Origin of the sequence: Bacillus sp. FSL K6-2839 (assembly GCF_038003365.1) — a bacterium.
In the GTDB taxonomy this organism is placed as follows: Bacteria; Bacillota; Bacilli; order Bacillales; family Bacillaceae; genus Bacillus.
Window position 1 is genome coordinate 1,800,933 of record NZ_JBBOOZ010000001.1, and the last position, 17,749, is coordinate 1,818,681.

Sequence of the window (17,749 nt, forward strand, 5' to 3'; positions counted from 1 at the left end):
AAATAAACGTGTGAAAAACCATGTTTTCAACGTTTACGAACCTCCATCTTCTCCCATCCAGACTATACTGTCGGCTTCGGAATCACACCGAATCCTGCCAAAAAAGGCTCGCGGGCTTAGAGACTATGCTCATCACCGCCGGTAGGGAATTGCACCCTGCCCCGAAGATTGATCATTATTCAATTCGACATCATTATATATGATATATGAGCATTTGTACAGATAAAAATCCTGAGCAATTTCATCAGTTTTAAGAAATCGTAAAAAACTTAAAAATTATAATGACAAATGCGCAAAAATTGGTTATCTTTTGTTTAAAGGTGTCCATTCTTTATAAAGATACCAATAAATGTTCGTGTTTTCTTTTTCGCTTTACTGCTTTAATTTGATTGACACAGTGAAAAGGAATATGGTAAATTATCAGATATTTATGACGTTTATTTTAGGAGGAAATCTTACGATGTTTCGAGTATTAGTCTCAGATAAGATGAGCAATGATGGTCTTTTACCACTTTTAGAATCAGATTTTGTTGAAATTGTCCAAAAAAATGTAACTGAAGCAGAAGATGAATTACACACATTTGATGCCTTACTTGTCAGAAGTGCTACGAAAGTGACCAAAGAGCTTTATGAAAAAATGTCTTCATTAAAAATTGTCGGCCGTGCCGGTGTGGGAGTAGACAATATTGATATTGATGAAGCGACCAAGCATGGCGTCATTGTCATCAATGCACCAAACGGTAATACGATCTCCACAGCTGAGCATACATTTGCCATGATCTCTTCGCTAATGCGTCATATTCCACAAGCCAATATTTCTGTGAAATCAAAAGAATGGAACAGAGGCGCATATGTTGGTGCTGAGCTTTATGGAAAATCTCTTGGGATTGTTGGACTTGGCAGAATCGGAAGCGAAATCGCTCAGCGTGCAAGAGCATTTGGCATGACAGTCAACGTATTTGACCCATTTCTCACAAAGGAACGTGCAGAAAAAATTGGTGTCAATGCCAAATCACTTGATGAAGTACTCGAAGTATCAGATATTATCACTGTACATACCCCATTAACAAAAGAAACAAGAGGGCTTCTCAATAAAGAAACAATTGCAAAAACGAAAAAAGGCGTTCGCCTAGTGAACTGTGCGCGCGGCGGTATTATTGACGAGGGTGACCTTCTTGAAGCGCTTGAAAGCGGCCATGTTGCAGGAGCTGCACTCGATGTATTTGAGGTAGAACCTCCTACTGATAATCCGCTTGTAGACCATCCGCTCGTCATTGCGACTCCGCATCTTGGCGCATCGACAAAGGAAGCACAATTAAATGTAGCGGCGCAAGTTTCTGAAGAAGTACTTCAATTTGCAAAAGGACTTCCTGTCATGTCATCTATTAATCTACCAGCGATGACAAAAGACGAGTTCAAAAAGATTCAGCCTTATCATCAGTTTGCAGGAAAGCTCGGACGTCTTGTCTCTCAATCAATGAGAGAGCCTGTAAAAGAAGTAAGCATCTCTTACGAAGGCTCTATTTCAAAACTCGAAACCTCCTTTATTACAAAAAGTCTCCTGTCAGGCTTTTTAAAAGAACGCGTCGATTCGACTGTAAATGAAGTAAATGCTGGGATGGTGGCAAAAGAACGCGGCATTAGCTTTAGTGAAAAAATTTCTTCCAGCGAATCTGGTTACGAAAACAGCATTTCTATTGAAGTCAAAGGTGACCTTTCAACCTTTACTCTAAAAGCAACCTACATCCCGCATTTAGGAGAACGCGTTGTTTCCATTAATGGATTTAATATTGATTTTTATCCAGATGGACACCTTGTCTACATCCAGCATACTGATGCCCCTGGTGTGATTGGAAAGGTTGGACAAATATTAGGCGACCATGATGTCAACATTGCGACAATGCAAGTAGGACGTAAAGAAAAAGGCGGCGAAGCCATCATGATGCTTTCTTTCGACAAACATCTTGAGGACGAAATTGTCAAAGAATTAACCGAAGTGCAAGATATACTTTCTGTCCGTCTGATCGACCTATAAAAAATAATGTTAAACCTCATGCATTTGCATGAGGTTTATTTTGTTGAAATCATTAAACGGTCTCCCGTTCGGATGAGATGAGTAGTAAGCTCATTGATTTTTTTCAATTGTTCCACAGTCATCTCGTGCGCCTTTGCAATCGACCAAAGGGTATCTCCTTGTTTAATGAGATATGTATTGTTTTCATGCCCGTTTACATGAAGAGCCGGCTCTTGGAAACGATCCATCGCAATGATTGTGAGTGGATCTACCGCATCTTCTTTACTGACTGACCAATTACCCTTGTGCACCTCAAAATGCAAATGAGTGCCTCTAGAAGCCCCTGTGTTGCCGATAATGCCGATCGGCTGTCCTGCTTCTACATGGTCATGCTTTTTAACAAAACGCTCGTGTAAATGAGCATAGACGGTTTCATATCCATTTGGATGCTGGATAAACACAACCTCTCCATATGTAGCAGATACATACGAACGCGAGACCACACCTTCACTTGCAGCAAATATGGATTCTCCTTCAGGCGCAGCTATATCTAATCCCTTGTGCGAGCCACCTCTTGTCCCAAACAAATCCGTGACTTCTCCTTTTATCGGCTCCACCCATTCGCTTGTTTTCTGTGCATGAGCAAAAGGCGAAAAAATCAACAGCAAAAAACAGCTGGCACATATGAAGCAATACCTTTTCATCAGTGACTCCCCTTCTTTGAGGTTCTTTTTATGACAGCTTAGTATACAGCAAGGAAGCTATTTTCTATACATCAAAAAAGAACGCAATTTCTTGCGTCCTTTAACGGTCTCTTATAACAACTGGATTCGGCAGAGCCGGCACCTCTATGGGTTCTTCTAATTCATATGGACCAACTTGATCTGCCCCCGCCTGTTGAATGGTGACCTCTGTAAAACCAAAATCTTTCGCTGAGAGCAGCAGACCTTCAATGAGTAGAATATGATCATTTGAGTCCGATAATTGCGCTGATGCTCCAAACGTGATAGTCACATGTTTTCCTTTAGTCGTCACTTCTTTAATCGATTCATCTTTAATTAATGGATCAAGTCCGGCATCACTTGTCCGCTTCATGGCCTCTACCGCATCTTCATACGAAGGATAATGGGTTTTTGAAGGCACTAAAAAAGTCCCGCTTTTGTTGTCTAAAACATAATAAGCGTGCTTTGTTTGTTTCTCAATCGACATTGTTCCAATGCGGCCATTTGCTCCTAATTGAAGTTGAGAACCTTTGGATGTCTTGACCTGTACCTGCTTATACTTACTCCATTTTAGCGTTTCTTTTACCATATCTTTAAACCGGTTGGCTTCTTTTAACGTATCGAGGGACAAATCATTTTTTAACTGAAAGATGAGTGTATCTCCTTTTTCTCGAAGATCTACCATATCAATATAAGATTGAAGAGGTTTTGTCATTTCAGGCAGCTGCACCTGCTCATATGTGTTCATCATTTCCTGCAAATGATCATACTTATCCTCTTTTTCAATGCTAATTGGAACTACCTGAGAGGTTGATTCATCTATGTATGCAATGGTCATATACTTTTGCTGCTGCTTACGAGAAACAACGTGTGAGGGCCCATCAGTCTGTTTGACCGCCTCTAATGTGGCGTTCACCTGACTTTTGTCAGCACTTGTTTCCACTTGCTTATGATGATCTTGAGCAGCCGGCTGAAATAAATGAGGAGAAATCAAAAACGCCATAAATAAAACCACAACGGTTGCGACCGCTGGACCGATCCATTTGGCACTTTTCTTTTTCTGCCCGCTTGCCATCAGCATCTGCTGGTATATCTGCTTAGATGAACGGTTGTCCTCCACCTTTGGAAGCTGACTTAGTAACACCTTGATTCGTTCTTCGCTCCAATCGGACCTGTTCGTTTTCATTCACTAGCTCCTCCTTCAAAAGCTCCATATGTTTTCGGAGCACTTTCAGGCCTCGGTGCTGCGTTGTTTTGACTTTGCTTTCCGAGAACTTTAGCGCCTTTGCCGTCTCCATGATTGAGTAGCCCTGGATAAATCTTAAAATGATGACAGCTCGTTGATCGATTGTGCAATGATCAAGTGCGGCATAGATTTCTTTTACATTTTCATCCTGTACAGCTAGTTCGTCTGGGAGCAAGTCTGGGTCCTTTACATCCTGCTTATCCCAATCAAACGTGCCGAGTACCCGTTGTCTAATGGTTTGCTGTTTGCGAAACCAATCAATCGCCACATGCCTTGCAATTGAAAACAGCCAAGTTTTCTCGCTGCTTCTTCCTTCAAAAGTTTTATATGAGTGAAGTACCCGGATGTAAACCTCCTGAACGAGATCCTCTGCCTGATTTTTATCTTTAACCATATAAAATAAAAACTGGTACAAATCTTGATGGTACGAATCATATATTTTTTGAAAGGTTTCATGCATAGGAAACCCCTCCGTTCACTTATTTTTGTCGATTGACTCTTACAAAACGTTACATTACAACTTTATGACAAATATATTACAAGTTCGACAATTTGGGAAGGGCTTTTTGTTTAACTTCTCCTTAAAAATATGAAAATAAAAAAACACTTCTTTTTTTAGAAAAGAAGTGTTTCTCATGTAACAAGATTCTTCGTCAGGATTAGACGAGTTCCTGCTTTTTTCTCGGAATATAAAAGGTAAAGTGTGTACCTGTACCCGCTTTGCTATGTGCATGAATGGAGCCTTGATGCGCCTCTACGATGTTCTTCACAATCGCAAGACCAAGCCCAGTACCAGAACGCCCTCTTGTTCTTGCCTTATCCGCTTTATAGAAACGTTCGAAAATAAATGGCAGATCCTCTTCCGGGATTCCGCTTCCCGAATCTTTTACATCCATTTTCAGACCGCTTTCCACCGATTGAACCGAGAAGTGAACCTCTCCGCCCTCTGGTGTATGACGAATGGCGTTATCAATGAGATTCGTAAACACCTGCTCAATCTTATCCGGATCGAGTACAAAGTGCGGTTCATCCACTTGAATGTCATATGTGAGATCAACTTGTTTTTCTTTCGCAATACCGAGAAACTTGCGGTAAATCTTCTCGGTCAGCTCTTCTGTATCTGTCGATTCAAGATTAAGTGTAATATGGCCCGCTTCCATTCTCGCTAGATCTAGAAGGTCATTCACAAGACGTCCCATTCGAAGTGATTCGTCGTAGATAATTTGCGCAATCTCTTTCTTTTCCTCTTCTGAGCCTGCAATATCATCTACAATCGCCTCACTATACCCTTGCAGCATGGCAATTGGTGTACGAAGTTCATGACTGACATTGGCAATGAAGTCTTTTCTCAGCTTATCAAGTCTTCGTTCCTCTGTCATATCACGAAGGACCGCAACTGCTCCCCTGACATCCTGCTGATTATAAAGCGGGGTCATGAGAAGAACCCAGGTACGTCCTTGCAGCGTGACTTCGATCATTTGCTCTTTTTCTGTGCTGACGGCTGTATGAAACAGTTCTCGCGCTTCTGGTGGCAGTTCATCTCCATCTTTGATCTTCATATTTTGCTCGTAATACCATGCCTGCAAGAATCGTTCTGCAGGAGGATTCGTCATGAGAATCGTTCCATCAATATTGATGGTGATGACACCATCAGCCATACTGCTTAAAATGTTGGACAAATGTTCTTTTTCTTGATTTAAGGCTGTGATATGGAATTTAAGCTGCTTGCCCATTTGATTAAAGGCGATGGCCAGTTCTCCAATTTCGTCTTGCGTTAATATAGGAATCTTGGTATCAAATTTCCCTTTCGCCAGATCCTGTGCCCCCTCTCTCATCTTTCTGAGAGGATAGGTGACACGTGTTGATAAGAAGAAAGCGAAGATAGTGGTCAGAATAATGGCAATTCCGGCTGCTAGGAAGATATAACGCGTCGTATGTTTCGTTGTTTGTTCTACAGCGAGTAATGATTGAGAAAGAAAGACCATGCCTTTTTTTCCGTTTGCCTCAAATGGTACACCGACGACAATTCGTTCATCTTTCTGATTGCCTGCATTTGGTTCTGCACGTTTACTGATTTTTTTACGATCTTTTAGTGCTTGATTTAAATCACTGTCCGCTTCAATTTGTTTCTTTGTAATCGCAGGAAGCTTCCCGTCTTTTTCAGACGAATACCACTCTAGCCCATCCTCTTGTATAATCGCAATACTCGTCAATTTGTCAGCAAGCTCTGATGTAATCGACCTTGCGAGAGATTGATCCTCGTGGCTTTCTAAAATGACCGCTACTTTGTTTGCCATTTGCGTTAAATCTGACTTTGCTTCTTCTACATGGTAATTCTCAATGAACTCTAAAAGAAGCACGGTTAAAATAGATAAAACGATCAGGACGAGGAAGAGAATGGTTAACCATAGCTTTCCAACGACACTTTTCCACAGTTTCATTCAGCGCCGACCTCAAATTTGTACCCGACACCCCATACCGTCACGATTTTTTTCGCAGCTTCTGGTGACACTTTATTCAGCTTTTCGCGAAGTCGTTTGACGTGGGTATCGACTGTTCTCAAGTCTCCAAAGAATTCATACTGCCATACTTCTTTTAACAGCTTCTCTCTGTCATAAACCTTATCCGGTGTTTTCGCAAGGAAATATAAAAGCTCATATTCCTTCGGCGTGAGACTGACTTCTTTGCCATCAGCCGTCACTCTATGCGCATCGTGGTCAATTGAAAGATGAGAAAACACAAGTACATCTTTTGTTGTTGTCCCAGTATTGAGATAAGACGTTTGAGAAGATCTTCTGAGCAATGCCTTTACACGTAAAACAACTTCACGCGGGCTAAAAGGTTTTACGATATAGTCATCCGTTCCTGCCTCAAACCCTTGGACGCGGTTGGCTTCTTCTCCTTTTGCCGTCAGCATAATGATTGGAGTCGCTTTTTTGTCTCGAATTTGATTACACACTTCGATTCCATCTGTCCCAGGCATCATTAAATCGAGTAAAATGAGGTCATAATCTGTTTGGAGTCCTTTTTGAATCGCCTCATCTCCATTTTCTGCTTCATCGATTTCATAATTTTCACGTTCTAAGTACATTTTTAAAAGGCGGCGAATTCTTGCCTCATCATCTACGACTAATATTTTCGTTTGAGTTGTGTGTTCCATTAGACAATCCTCCTGCTTTCTCCGTTGTTACATTCATTTTAACAAAAAGCCAAATCGATTCATAAAAAGTTGGCCTTTTTCATGTGATTAAGCGTAAGAATGAAGCCCTGCAATCACAAGATTGACAAAGATGAGATTAAACATAATGATGGCGAATCCGATGACAGCTAGCCAAGCGGACTTTTCGCCATGCCAGCCCCTGGATAAGCGAAGGTGAAGGTAGGCTGCATAAAAGAGAAACGTAATCAATGCCCATACTTCCTTCGGGTCCCAGCCCCAGAACCGAGTCCAGGCAATTTGCGCCCAGATCATTGCAAAAATCAGCCCGCCTAACGCAAATACAGGGAAACCAATGGAAACAGCCCTGTATCCAATTTCATCGACTAAATCTAGGTTCACCTGCTTCACAAGCGGTTGAAGCAGAGCGCTGAGTCGTTTGCGAATGACCAACCGAATCAGTCCATACAAGATCAGCCCCGTGCCGAATGACCATAACACCGTATTGACCTTTCTTCCTGAAAAAACAGGCGGCAAATCAACAAATGGTTCCAAACGATCTTGCGTCACAAGCTCTCCTTTATGAGGTCCAACTAGAGCTGGCAGCTCATAGACCATCACACTTTCCTCTTTATTTTTATCGACCCAATTAAATTTCGCCTCGTATCCTGTCATTCTAAAGATGGACGTGACAGCGATAAATGCAAGTGTGACGACAATCATAAACATGACGAGCTCTAAACCAAATGTCTTCTTCCCTGGCTTTGTTTGATCGACATGCTTTAATAAGAAGATGACACCTGCCACAAAGCTGATCGCTAAAATGGCTTGCCCTAGTGCTGCTGTTGTCACGTGAATATAAAGCCAATTACTTTGTAGTGAAGGAATCAGCGGTGATATATCAGATGGGAACATACTTGCATAGGCAATAATCAATAAAGCAATTGGAAGTGTAAATAAACCAAGTACAGACACTTGATACACAAAATATAAAATGATGAATGCGAGCACAAGCATCATGCCAAAAGCGGTTGTGAATTCAAACAAATTACTGACTGGTGCATGACCAGACGCCATCCACCTTGAAATAAAATAGCCAAATTGGCTTAAAAAACCGATGATGGTGAGCGTAATGCCGATAAGTGCTGCCTTATTCCTGCGCGGTCCATCAACTTGCTTTTTTCCTTTAATGGCACCACCAAAAAAAGGAACTGCCGCTAAATACAATAGAAAAGCTGCAAATAACAGGTTTTCACTGACTGCTGCCATCTAATCCTTCCCCCTTGCTTTTGCTGATACTTGTTGTATCAGGCAGTTCTTTTTGATCAACTGGCTGTTTGATGCCACTGTCACTTAGTAACACGTTGAGATCAGACTTTAAGCCGAACCAGTTTTTGTTTGTGTGTCCTGCCACAAATACTTTTCCATCCTTTGCAGACAGCCAAATTCTTCTATGCTGCCAATACATCCCCTGCACGACACCAATCATGAAGATAATCCCGCCTACGATGAGCACCCCGAGAGTTAAATCTTTTCTAACCGTCAATCCCGTGACGTTTTTCGTTTCCACTCGATCAAACTTCATTTTATATATGTTGTTATCAGAGCCTTCTACTGTCTCTTGAATCGCCACAAAGCTTTTTTCACCTTTAGGCTTTTCAGGAGAAATCATTTCAAACACGAAAGCAGGATTATTTGGATTTCTTGTTTTCGTACTCGGCGTTCCATCATCGTCAAAATAAAAATCAGGGAGATAGCTCATCACTTTGACTTTGTAACCGCTACCAAGATCATATTCTGACTTAGGCTCCAGCAGATTAATCTTCACTGTTCCGAAAGATTTTTCTGTATCTTTACGAATCAGCTGAAAGACCATTTGATCGAGTTCATTTTGTTTAAAATCCACTTGATATAATGAGAAATGATCAAACTTGAGCGGTTCGTTCACTTTGATATCGTGTTCTGTTACCTGCTTCAGCTTGGGCTTTTCACCAAAAACAACTTCCCCTTCACGTTTGTATAAAGTGGCATCGGTTTTATAACTTTTCACCACTTGACCGTCGCCAGCTCTTTCAATCGCATTCTCAAACACTTCTTTTTCATTTCCAGTTTCATAGCGGTCAATTGAAAACGCATTATTTTTCAAAAAATATTGACCATCTGTGCCTGGAATTGGAGCAGTTTCACCTTCTCTGACCCACAGCGTTTCATCCACGTACATGCCTGGGACAAACCGGAGCATCGATCCAATGAGAAAGATGATTAATCCAATGTGATTGACGTAAGGCCCCCAGCGTGAAAAGCGGCCTTTTTCAGCTAAAATATGTCCGTTTTCTTCTCGCACGCGGTAACGCTTTTGTTTCATTGCTCTTATGATGCCTTCATATGTATGCTGATCTAACGTTTTGTCTGTTTCACTGAACAGACGCTGTCTTCTCATAAAGCCTTCTTTTTTGATAACCCCTTGGTTTTTAAGTGCCCGATAAAGAGGAATGACCCGGTCGAGACTGCAAATGACAAGGGAGATTCCGATTGATGCGACTAAAGCTAAAAACCACCAAGAATTATAAAGATCATGGAATCCAAGTATGTAATACAGCTTACCAAACGACCCATATTGCTCTTCATAATAGGTGGAAGCAGATGCACCTGGCGGAATAAACCGCTCCTGCGGAAAAATGGTTCCTAGTGAGGAAGCAAGCAGTGTAATAACAATCAGCCACACACCCACTTTAACGGAAGAAAAAAAGTTCCATACTTTATCCACAATCGTTTTGTTGTATGTTTGCGAGCGTCTTGCACTGCCGTCATATCTCATATCAAGCAGCTTTGAAGAGTTTTTCTCTATAGCTGCAATTGGATTCCCGCATGATTCACATAAAACAGTACCGATTGGATTAATATGTCCACACTCGCACTTTACCTCTTTCATTCTATGACCCCTTTGGTTTAATCAAATTCATATATTCATAGACATTACGTTCTGTCATGGTTCCCTTTATGACTTTGATTACCTTGCCTTCAGGATTAATTAAAAATGTGGTTGGCAGCGGCGTAATATCATATGCCTCTGTCACTTGACGATCTTTGTCCATCGCAACAGGAAAATTCACGCCATAGGTTTCCATAAAATTTTTCACGGCAATATTGGATTCCCCAACATTGATTGCAACAATTTCCACACCGCGATCCTTGAATACTTCATATTGATTTGCCATGTAAGGAAATTCTTGTTTACACGGACCACACCAGGTCCCCCAAAAATTAAGGAAGACGCCTTTGCCTTTTAATTCCTTTAATTCAATCCGTTCCCCATCCACTGATTGAAGGACAAAGTTTGGCGCAATAGATCCTTCTTTGACTTGATCCTGTTTGGCAAATACTGAGTTATACATCGTATAACAAAGTGCAGCAAGCATCACGAGGAGAATGCCCGTCCGTATGAAAAACCGTCTTTTCTTCATCTGAAGTACCCCTTCCCCATAGACATTCAGGTAAATTATAGCATTCTCCTTCTTTTGATGCTTCTTCATTTTTTGAAGTTTATGTGAAAATTAAAAAGCGCTTTTCCCATGATCTGCAATCGCTCTTAGGCGCTTGACTTCATGCGGAGACAATTCTCTGCGGTCTCCCGGTCTCATGCCTTCAATATGAAGGAACGCATATTGCTCTCTTTTTAGCTTTAACACATCATGACCGATCGCTTCAAACATGCGGCGCACTTGTCTGTTTCTGCCTTCATGAATGGTTAATTGAACGATAGATGTCTGCTTTCGTTTATCGATAGAAAGCATTTTGGCACGAGCACGTGCTGTCTTTTTATGATCTAACATGATCCCTTTTTCTAGCTTTCTAAGCAATTCCTTTGATGGGATGCCTTTTAGCTTCGCTGCATACGTTTTATCAATTTCATATTTCGGATGCATGAGCTTATGGGCAAATTCCCCGTCATTTGTAATTAAAATCAAACCGCTCGTATCATAATCTAAGCGGCCGATTGGATAAAGGCGCTGCGGGACGTCATCAAAGAAATCTGTGACGACCTTACGTCCTTTATCATCCTCAGCAGCTGAAATGACGCCGCGCGGTTTATAAAGCATAAAGTAAACCGGTTCTTCTCTTTCAAGCTTTAATCCGTTGACTTCAATTTTATCTGAAGAGCCCACTTTTACTCCGAGCTCTGTCACTGTTTGGCCATTAACGGTAACTCGTCCTTCTTTAATTAATTCTTCTGCCTTTCGTCTAGAAGCGACGCCGGCATGTGCAATTACTTTCTGTAAACGTTCCATTTGTCTTTCACCTCATGTACTATCTTACTTGCTTGACTTAAAACAAACAAGCATTCGTGGAAAAATAAGCGATTCGTCTGTCTAATTTCAGCTAAAAAGCGATTTTCCATCCACGAAATACAAAAAAGCGCCTCATTAGGCGCCGCTAAATAACAAACTGACGATGATGACAGATGCAATGATTCCAATGAGGTCCGCTAACAGTCCTACTTTCAGCGCATCCCCCATCTTTTTAATACCGACTGCTCCAAAATAGACCGTTAAAATGTATAGGGTGGTATCTGTTGACCCTTGCATGACAGCTGCGAGCTGTCCGATAAAAGAATCTGGTCCATATGTCGCAATGAGGTCTGATGTCATCCCGAGTGCGGCCGTGCCAGATATCGGACGAATAAACGCAAGCGGCACCACTTCTGCCGGGAAGCCGATCGCTGTAAACACGGGTTTTAACAGTCCCATGACAAAGTCAAGCGCACCAGACGCACGGAATATCGTAATGGCTACAAGCATACCGACTAAATAAGGAATGATTGAAAAGGCAATTTGAATGCCCTCTTTCCCGCCCTCGACAAATGTTTCATAGGTCGGTACCTTTTTAATGGTTCCTGCAATTAAAATTCCTGCGATGATCAGTGGGATCAAAGCAAGTGACAGCCAGTTAATAAATGACACGAGATCACCCCCGCCTGCTTCTGCGATAGTGGAAATAGCGATCAATGAGAATTGCACCGATTCCTGAAATGAGTGTTGCCAAAATGGTTGGGCCTACAATGTCTGTTGGCTGATCTGCACCATAGGTCATTCTAATCGCAATGACGGTTGTTGGCACAAGTGTGATAGAGGATGTGTTGACCGCTAAAAATGTAATCATGGACCGGCTTGCTTCATTTTCCCCCTCGTTTAATGCTTTCATCTGCTCCATTGCCTTAATCCCAAGCGGTGTTGCGGCATTCCCGAGACCAAAGAAATTCGCCATAAGGTTGGACAAAATATATCCCATTGCGGGATGGTTAGGCGGAATATCCGGAAATAGCTTTGAAATAAAGGGACGGCACAATTTACTAAAGAAATTTAACAAACCTGCCTCTTCTGCAATCTTCATCAGTCCGAGCCAAAAAACGAGGACACTAATCAGACCAATTGAAATGGTAACTGCTTCTTTTGAGCCCTTAAATACAGCTTCGTTTACTTCCTCCATCGTTCCGTTGAACATCGCATACACAAGACCGATGACAGTGAGGAATACCCAAATTAGATTGACCATGAAAATCCGCCTATAGATGTCTGAAAGACAGACTTAAACATTTCTTGAAAGCTTTTTTGAGGCATTCGATTTCGTTTATTTTCATAAAAAATCGGCACTTGCTCGATCACCTGGCCATCTAATAAAAATGTCATTTTCCCTACAACATCCGGGATGGCTTCGGCGTTTTTTTCCCACTTCTTTTGAGGCGTAAGCATTTCCGTTTCAATTTCCACTAGCTTTTTCTCATCTTCATTTAAAAAATAGTCCACATCACGCTTGATAAATGCTTTTTTTTCGTAAAAGGTTCCTTTTAACGAAGCGAGTCTTCCTTTTTCAGCAAGTACGTACGTTTTATAGTGATCAAATGCATATTCAAACATAGAGATATGATCCTTCCAGTCATCTGGGGCATTAATGGTCACAGCGATCAGCGCCGCATCCCCTTTTGCAGCTGTAGAGACAAGTGTGCGTTTTGCAAGCTTCGTATATCCCGTTTTCCCCCCAGTTGAATATTGATATAAACCAGTGAGGAGCTTGTTTTTATTTTTCCAATAGCCTTCCATCGTTTTCGCTTTATAGAAAGTCGTGCCCGCAATTTTTTGATATTGTTTATGTTCCATGGCATATTTTGTTAAAATGGCCATGTCATAGGCTGATGAATAATGATGTTTATGATCATCGAGTCCATGCGGATTTTGAAAATTTGTATTCTCCATTCCTAGTTCAGACGCTTTTTGATTCATCATAAAAATAAATCCTTCTAAGCTACCGCCCACATGCTCTGCAATGGCAACAGCTGCATCATTTCCAGAACGCAGCATAAGCCCGTACGTTAAGTCTTCTAAACTCACCTTCTGCCCTTCTTTTAAATAGAGCGATGAGCCCTCTGCTTGAATCGCGCGTTTTGATACCTTGACGGTGTCTTTCATTTTTCCTGATTCAATGGCTAATACCGCCGTCATAATTTTCGTAATACTGGCGATTCTCCTTTTTTCATGCTCGTCCTTTCCAAATAGGACTCTGCCTGACTGTCCATCTATTAAAATGGCGCTTCTTGCACTCACAGATAATGATATGTCTGCTTTGGCATGTGAGGAAAAAGGCAGTAAGAGTGTAAATAGAAGAAGGACTGCTGTTCCAATTTTTAAATAGGGCATGTTCATTCACGTCCTTGTCCGTTTTGTACAAGTGTATGCGCGCCTGAAAAAGTTATGATGCCTCGTCCATAAAAAAAAGCGTCTCTATATGTAGAGACACTTTTTCCTCTTGCTATACCATTTTCATTTGCTGATGAGATGTCGTATATTCTAGCTCTTCTCTCATCGCTAAAAAATCGTTTTCTAATGAAGAAAATAATCGTTTCATATCAGCGGATACTTCATGGTGGAAAACAATGCTGCCCTTTCCTGTATACGCGGAACGGCTGTCTTCATACCATGTATCCTTTTTCGGCGTAAAAAATTCTTCAATACATTGATGATAAATACGGTGAAGCGTCTGCTGCGCGGCTTGCTGCGGGAATGTCTGCTGCTGGCTTATTTTCCTGCAAACTGCCGCTGCATCCTCGCTGTACACTGCAAGCTTCCGTAATGTACTCAATATGTCACAATAATAGGCTTCCGCTTCAGGGTTTAATCGTTTCATGCTTGATAAGGTAGCTTCGTTCAGAAAACCATTCATTTCAGTTGCAACCTTTGATAAAAAGACGCCTGCTTGATCAACTTGAGCCTTTACATTCATATGTGCCATTTGTTTCGTGTTTACCTTCCCCTCATGGCTTTATTACCATTTTATCTGACATCAATAGATGTTAGACCTAAAATCTTTTTTATATTTTATCATACATTTTTCATTCTTTTGAACTATTTTATCTCTTCGAATGTTTGATTGAAGTTTTCAAAAAATAGATCAGCCTCTTCTTGTACACCATCTGCTTCCACATTCTCTGGCAGCGGAGGTAATTCATCCAAGGCCTTTAAGCCAAACTGCTCTAAAAAGGTAGGCGTTGTCCCATAAAGAATCGCTCGCCCCGGGCCATCGGCACGTCCTACTTCACAGAGCAGTGCTTTGGCTACTAAACTATGAAGCACCCGCTCTGATTTGACTCCTCTGATCTCCTCTACCTCACTGCGTGTGATCGGCTGTTTATAAGAAACGATTGCGAGTACCTCAAGCGCTGCCTGTGACAAACCTTTGGATGGGGTCTCGACTAATTTTTTCAAATAAATGCTGTATTCTTTTTTCGTCAGCAGCATATATGAATCTGCATATTCAATGAGCTCAATCCCTCGTTCTTGTTTTTGATATTCTTCCTTTACGGCAGACATCATGTCGAGTAATGCTGCCTCTTCTACTTCAAGAACAGACATGAGCTGTTTTTTTGTTAAGCCTTCGTCACCTGCTGCATACAGCAGCGCTTCTATGATGGCTTTCCAATTCACGATATCAAGCGTCATGAATCGTTTCACTCCCTATTATATAAATGTCTTCAAAGTTTCCTTTCTGCTCTAACATGATTTGATGACTTTTCATCAATTCGAGAACAGCAAGAAACGTCACGACAAGGTGCTCCTTTTGATCATGTTGAAATAGAGTCATGAAATTGGTCCGCTTTTTCGTTTTTCTTAAATGGTTCATAATCTCATTCATTTTGTCTTCAATCGGGATTTCTTGTCTTGTAATCTTAGATGGTGCTGGTTTCGTTATTTTTTTTCGGTTCAATACCTTTTGGAACGCACCTAACATATCATACACCGTGACATGTAAGTTTGTGTCCTTCACTTCCGATTCTTTTGCAAATTCGCTTAAATCACTCGGAGGTTTTGTAAAGGCATTTTGCCTTTCTTCTTCGCGTTCCTTTAGTTCTTGTGCTGCATTTTTATACTTGCGGTATTCAATTAATTTGCCAATCAGCTCTTCTCGAGGGTCCTCTTCCTCTTCGAGCAGGTCTTCATCAAATAGCTCTTCCTCTTGTTTCGGAAGGAGCATTCTGCTTTTAATACTCAGGAGGGTTGCAGCCATCACCAAATATTCACTTGCCACATCAAGTTCAAGCTCCCTCATTGTGTGGACATATAACAAATACTGCTCCGTAATTTTAGCAACGGGAATATCATAAATATCGATTTCCAACCGGTTGATTAAATGTAAAAGTAAGTCCAAAGGACCTTCAAACGAATCTATTTTCACCTGATATTCCAGCATTTTTTTCTCACCATTTCTACTGTCTTCTAAGTACCGTTTCACCGGCTAACCTTTAGTATAAGACAGGATAAAGCTCTCGTCCAATATAATTTCGACCATGATGTCCTAGGCAAAACAAGAAAAACAGTGGTTTCGCCCATACCACTCAGGGCATTTATACATAGAATACCATTGTAAACAGAACTGATGAAAAAGGAGGCCGTATCATTATGGGAGATGGCTATAACTTTGGCGGAGGTTTCGCGCTTATTGTCGTGCTTTTCATCTTGCTGATCATCGTTGGCGCGGCTTGGGTTTATTAAAGAAACAGAGCGTCCTTTCACGAAGGGCGCTCTTTCTTCTTTTCTTTTCAATATGTTAGACTGAGAGTGGAAAAGGAGATGACCACTGTGTATCCTGAAGCGTACGTGGCTTTTTTACATGAATTTCATACGACAAGGGATTATTTTGAGTGTCATGAAATTCTTGAGGAATATTGGAAGGAAGACCCGCCTGAGCAGCGCAAAGAATATTGGGTTGGTTTCATTCAGCTTGCCGTTGCTTTGTATCATCAAAGACGGGGAAATGGAAAAGGGGCAAAACGGCTCATTTCAAACAGCCTCCACTTGCTGGAAGCAAACCGGCCCGTATTAGCGAACCTCGGTCTAGATGATGAGGCGTTTCTCATACTTCTGAGAACGCTAAAGAAGAAAATGAATGAAGACATGCCCTACGAAAGTGTGTTGCTCCCGATCAAAGATCAAGCGCTTCTTTCTTTATGCCAAGAAATGGCTCAAAAAGAAGGTCTGACCTTTGGACAGGAGAGCAACTTATCCCACACATTTTTGATCGAAAAACATAGACTGCGTGACCGGACAGATGTATTGCTTGAACGAAAAAAGCAGATCGAACGTAAAAAAAGCAGAGGACTGTAGCCTCTGCTTTTACATGTGTGATATTTAATTTGTTTCGCTGTGACACTTATGAAAGAAGCCTTGCGTTAATTCATTTGGAATGAGTGTTTTGGTTTTGAATACCTCTTCCACGGCTAAAACCATTTCCTTGCCGATTCCTTGATCTCGATGGGATGGATTCACACTAATATGCTCGATTTGTACTTGGTCGTCTGTTTTCAACACACCAATGGCACCTACGATATCCTCGCCATCTTTCCAAAGGAACAGCTGCCGATTTTCATCCATTTCATATGACTTCATCGTCTGCTGAAGCTGTTTGACGTCTTTCTCACCCGGCATGAAGGAGAGTAGCCCCATGGCAATTTTTTCAAAAGACCTCTTATAACGAATTAACATATATACCCCTCAATATTCAAATTATCCTAATGTCCAGCAAATGTCTCACGAATCATTTGCTCATCACACATTATAAACATTTTTATACCGTTTTTAAACTCTTTTTCACTAAATTAACGAAAGGTTCGATTGAGATTCGCCATTTCAATGGCAGCTGCAGCCGATTCGCTGCCTTTATTTCCAGCTTTTGTGCCGGCTCTTTCGATGGCTTGTTCAATGGATTCTGTTGTTAGTACACCAAAGATAATCGGTACCCCTGTTGACATGGCACTTTGAGCAATTCCTTTAGCGGCTTCATTACAAACATAATCGTAGTGAGTTGTTGCGCCCCGGATTACGGTTCCTAGTGTAATGACGGCATCGTATTTCTCTGTTTCAGCTAGTTTTTTTGCCATGTACGGAATTTCAAAAGCACCCGGTACCCACACGACATCAATATCGTCACCGTTTGCTCCGTGTCTGAGCAATGTATCTTCTGCTCCGTCAAGCAGTTTACTTGTAATAAAGTCATTAAATCTCGCGACGACGATTGCAAATTTTAGTCCTTCTGCTACTACATGCCCTTGTATTGTATTCATA

The 17,749-nt window shown here is 41.4% G+C and carries 20 protein-coding genes and 1 riboswitch; of the genes, 3 read left to right on the forward strand and 17 right to left on the reverse strand.

What is annotated here, in order from left to right; translation table 11 throughout:
• Positions 1-41 precede the first annotated feature (41 nt).
• Positions 42-173: riboswitch (FMN riboswitch) on the reverse strand.
• 287 nt (positions 174-460) lie between these two features.
• A complete protein-coding gene (gene serA / locus MHH26_RS09070; RefSeq protein ID WP_095285345.1) occupies positions 461-2,035 on the forward strand; it encodes a phosphoglycerate dehydrogenase in 1,575 nt (524 codons plus the stop codon).
• Between the two features lie 35 nt (positions 2,036-2,070).
• On the opposite strand, the gene MHH26_RS09075 is transcribed toward serA, so the two are convergent.
• The 15 genes from MHH26_RS09075 to MHH26_RS09145 all read right to left on the reverse strand — a co-directional run bounded on the left by MHH26_RS09075 (position 2,071) and on the right by MHH26_RS09145 (position 15,878).
• Positions 2,071-2,718, reverse strand: coding sequence for a M23 family metallopeptidase (locus MHH26_RS09075; protein WP_340973224.1), 648 nt, complete (start codon positions 2,716-2,718; stop codon positions 2,071-2,073).
• A gap of 100 nt (positions 2,719-2,818) precedes the next feature.
• Positions 2,819-3,922 (reverse strand): sigma X negative regulator, encoded by a 1,104-nt coding sequence (locus MHH26_RS09080; protein WP_334749578.1) that lies wholly within the window; start codon positions 3,920-3,922, stop codon positions 2,819-2,821.
• Positions 3,834-4,442: an RNA polymerase sigma factor SigX gene (gene sigX / locus MHH26_RS09085; protein WP_034318821.1), complete on the reverse strand. Its 609-nt coding sequence runs from the start codon at positions 4,440-4,442 to the stop codon at positions 3,834-3,836. Before sigX ends, MHH26_RS09080 begins: the two co-directional genes overlap by 89 nt.
• A gap of 199 nt (positions 4,443-4,641) precedes the next feature.
• Positions 4,642-6,423 carry an ATP-binding protein gene (locus tag MHH26_RS09090; RefSeq protein WP_034661118.1) on the reverse strand — a complete coding sequence of 594 codons (1,782 nt, stop codon included), beginning with the start codon at positions 6,421-6,423 and terminating at the stop codon, positions 4,642-4,644.
• Entirely contained in the window at positions 6,420-7,142 is a 723-nt protein-coding gene (locus MHH26_RS09095; protein ID WP_003215596.1) for a response regulator transcription factor, read from the reverse strand. The genes MHH26_RS09090 and MHH26_RS09095 overlap by 4 nt, the downstream gene beginning before the upstream one ends.
• A gap of 87 nt (positions 7,143-7,229) precedes the next feature.
• On the reverse strand, positions 7,230-8,408 hold the full coding sequence (ccsB, locus tag MHH26_RS09100) for a c-type cytochrome biogenesis protein CcsB (RefSeq protein ID WP_334749582.1): 1,179 nt from the start codon (positions 8,406-8,408) through the stop codon (positions 7,230-7,232).
• Positions 8,392-10,071 (reverse strand): cytochrome c biogenesis protein ResB, encoded by a 1,680-nt coding sequence (gene resB / locus MHH26_RS09105; protein ID WP_060596758.1) that lies wholly within the window; start codon positions 10,069-10,071, stop codon positions 8,392-8,394. Before resB ends, ccsB begins: the two co-directional genes overlap by 17 nt.
• Before the next feature lies 1 nt (position 10,072).
• Positions 10,073-10,603 (reverse strand): thiol-disulfide oxidoreductase ResA, encoded by a 531-nt coding sequence (resA, locus tag MHH26_RS09110; protein ID WP_340973227.1) that lies wholly within the window; start codon positions 10,601-10,603, stop codon positions 10,073-10,075.
• A 90-nt stretch (positions 10,604-10,693) separates the two neighbouring features.
• A complete protein-coding gene (rluB, locus tag MHH26_RS09115; RefSeq protein WP_034661122.1) occupies positions 10,694-11,428 on the reverse strand; it encodes a 23S rRNA pseudouridine(2605) synthase RluB in 735 nt (244 codons plus the stop codon).
• A 135-nt stretch (positions 11,429-11,563) separates the two neighbouring features.
• Positions 11,564-12,100, reverse strand: coding sequence for a spore maturation protein (locus MHH26_RS09120; protein WP_003216139.1), 537 nt, complete (start codon positions 12,098-12,100; stop codon positions 11,564-11,566).
• Between the two features lie 4 nt (positions 12,101-12,104).
• Positions 12,105-12,692 carry a nucleoside recognition domain-containing protein gene (locus MHH26_RS09125; protein ID WP_334749586.1) on the reverse strand — a complete coding sequence of 196 codons (588 nt, stop codon included), beginning with the start codon at positions 12,690-12,692 and terminating at the stop codon, positions 12,105-12,107.
• Positions 12,680-13,831: a D-alanyl-D-alanine carboxypeptidase family protein gene (locus tag MHH26_RS09130; protein ID WP_106039221.1), complete on the reverse strand. Its 1,152-nt coding sequence runs from the start codon at positions 13,829-13,831 to the stop codon at positions 12,680-12,682. The genes MHH26_RS09125 and MHH26_RS09130 overlap by 13 nt, the downstream gene beginning before the upstream one ends.
• 112 nt (positions 13,832-13,943) lie before the next feature.
• On the reverse strand, positions 13,944-14,423 hold the full coding sequence (locus MHH26_RS09135; protein WP_034661124.1) for a YpuI family protein: 480 nt from the start codon (positions 14,421-14,423) through the stop codon (positions 13,944-13,946).
• 113 nt (positions 14,424-14,536) lie between these two features.
• On the reverse strand, positions 14,537-15,130 hold the full coding sequence (gene scpB, locus MHH26_RS09140; RefSeq protein WP_034661126.1) for an SMC-Scp complex subunit ScpB: 594 nt from the start codon (positions 15,128-15,130) through the stop codon (positions 14,537-14,539).
• On the reverse strand, positions 15,120-15,878 hold the full coding sequence (locus tag MHH26_RS09145) for a segregation/condensation protein A (protein ID WP_340973230.1): 759 nt from the start codon (positions 15,876-15,878) through the stop codon (positions 15,120-15,122). Before MHH26_RS09145 ends, scpB begins: the two co-directional genes overlap by 11 nt.
• A 209-nt stretch (positions 15,879-16,087) precedes the next feature.
• Here MHH26_RS09145 and MHH26_RS09150 point away from each other — a divergent pair, with 209 nt between their 5' ends.
• Positions 16,088-16,180 carry a YjcZ family sporulation protein gene (locus MHH26_RS09150; RefSeq protein WP_012010430.1) on the forward strand — a complete coding sequence of 31 codons (93 nt, stop codon included), beginning with the start codon at positions 16,088-16,090 and terminating at the stop codon, positions 16,178-16,180.
• 87 nt (positions 16,181-16,267) lie between these two features.
• Complete coding sequence (locus MHH26_RS09155) at positions 16,268-16,792, forward strand: DUF309 domain-containing protein (protein ID WP_034661127.1); 525 nt, start codon at positions 16,268-16,270, stop codon at positions 16,790-16,792.
• A gap of 24 nt (positions 16,793-16,816) precedes the next feature.
• Here MHH26_RS09155 and MHH26_RS09160 read toward each other — a convergent pair whose 3' ends face one another.
• Both MHH26_RS09160 and ribH read right to left on the reverse strand, forming a co-directional pair.
• Positions 16,817-17,170 (reverse strand): GNAT family N-acetyltransferase, encoded by a 354-nt coding sequence (locus tag MHH26_RS09160; RefSeq protein WP_003215830.1) that lies wholly within the window; start codon positions 17,168-17,170, stop codon positions 16,817-16,819.
• A 113-nt stretch (positions 17,171-17,283) separates the two neighbouring features.
• The gene (gene ribH / locus MHH26_RS09165; RefSeq protein WP_012010433.1) at positions 17,284-17,748 is read right to left on the reverse strand and encodes a 6,7-dimethyl-8-ribityllumazine synthase; all 465 of its coding nucleotides are present in this window, start codon (positions 17,746-17,748) and stop codon (positions 17,284-17,286) included.
• Between the last annotated feature and the right edge of the window lies 1 nt (position 17,749).

Bases quoted from the DNA above. Each gene is read 5' to 3' on its own strand.
- serA (WP_095285345.1), top strand. From the start codon at position 461: ATGTTTCGAGTATTAGTCTCAGATAAGATGAGCAATGATGGTCTTTTA.
- MHH26_RS09075 (WP_340973224.1), bottom strand. From the start codon at position 2,718: ATGAAAAGGTATTGCTTCATATGTGCCAGCTGTTTTTTGCTGTTGATT.
- MHH26_RS09080 (WP_334749578.1), bottom strand. From the start codon at position 3,922: ATGAAAACGAACAGGTCCGATTGGAGCGAAGAACGAATCAAGGTGTTA.
- sigX (WP_034318821.1), bottom strand. From the start codon at position 4,442: ATGCATGAAACCTTTCAAAAAATATATGATTCGTACCATCAAGATTTG.
- MHH26_RS09090 (WP_034661118.1), bottom strand. From the start codon at position 6,423: ATGAAACTGTGGAAAAGTGTCGTTGGAAAGCTATGGTTAACCATTCTC.
- MHH26_RS09095 (WP_003215596.1), bottom strand. From the start codon at position 7,142: ATGGAACACACAACTCAAACGAAAATATTAGTCGTAGATGATGAGGCA.
- ccsB (WP_334749582.1), bottom strand. From the start codon at position 8,408: ATGGCAGCAGTCAGTGAAAACCTGTTATTTGCAGCTTTTCTATTGTAT.
- resB (WP_060596758.1), bottom strand. From the start codon at position 10,071: ATGAAAGAGGTAAAGTGCGAGTGTGGACATATTAATCCAATCGGTACT.
- resA (WP_340973227.1), bottom strand. From the start codon at position 10,603: ATGAAGAAAAGACGGTTTTTCATACGGACGGGCATTCTCCTCGTGATG.
- rluB (WP_034661122.1), bottom strand. From the start codon at position 11,428: ATGGAACGTTTACAGAAAGTAATTGCACATGCCGGCGTCGCTTCTAGA.
- MHH26_RS09125 (WP_334749586.1), bottom strand. From the start codon at position 12,692: ATGGTCAATCTAATTTGGGTATTCCTCACTGTCATCGGTCTTGTGTAT.
- MHH26_RS09130 (WP_106039221.1), bottom strand. From the start codon at position 13,831: ATGCCCTATTTAAAAATTGGAACAGCAGTCCTTCTTCTATTTACACTC.
- MHH26_RS09135 (WP_034661124.1), bottom strand. From the start codon at position 14,423: ATGGCACATATGAATGTAAAGGCTCAAGTTGATCAAGCAGGCGTCTTT.
- scpB (WP_034661126.1), bottom strand. From the start codon at position 15,130: ATGACGCTTGATATCGTGAATTGGAAAGCCATCATAGAAGCGCTGCTG.
- MHH26_RS09145 (WP_340973230.1), bottom strand. From the start codon at position 15,878: ATGCTGGAATATCAGGTGAAAATAGATTCGTTTGAAGGTCCTTTGGAC.
- MHH26_RS09150 (WP_012010430.1), top strand. From the start codon at position 16,088: ATGGGAGATGGCTATAACTTTGGCGGAGGTTTCGCGCTTATTGTCGTG.
- MHH26_RS09160 (WP_003215830.1), bottom strand. From the start codon at position 17,170: ATGTTAATTCGTTATAAGAGGTCTTTTGAAAAAATTGCCATGGGGCTA.
- ribH (WP_012010433.1), bottom strand. From the start codon at position 17,748: ATGAATACAATACAAGGGCATGTAGTAGCAGAAGGACTAAAATTTGCA.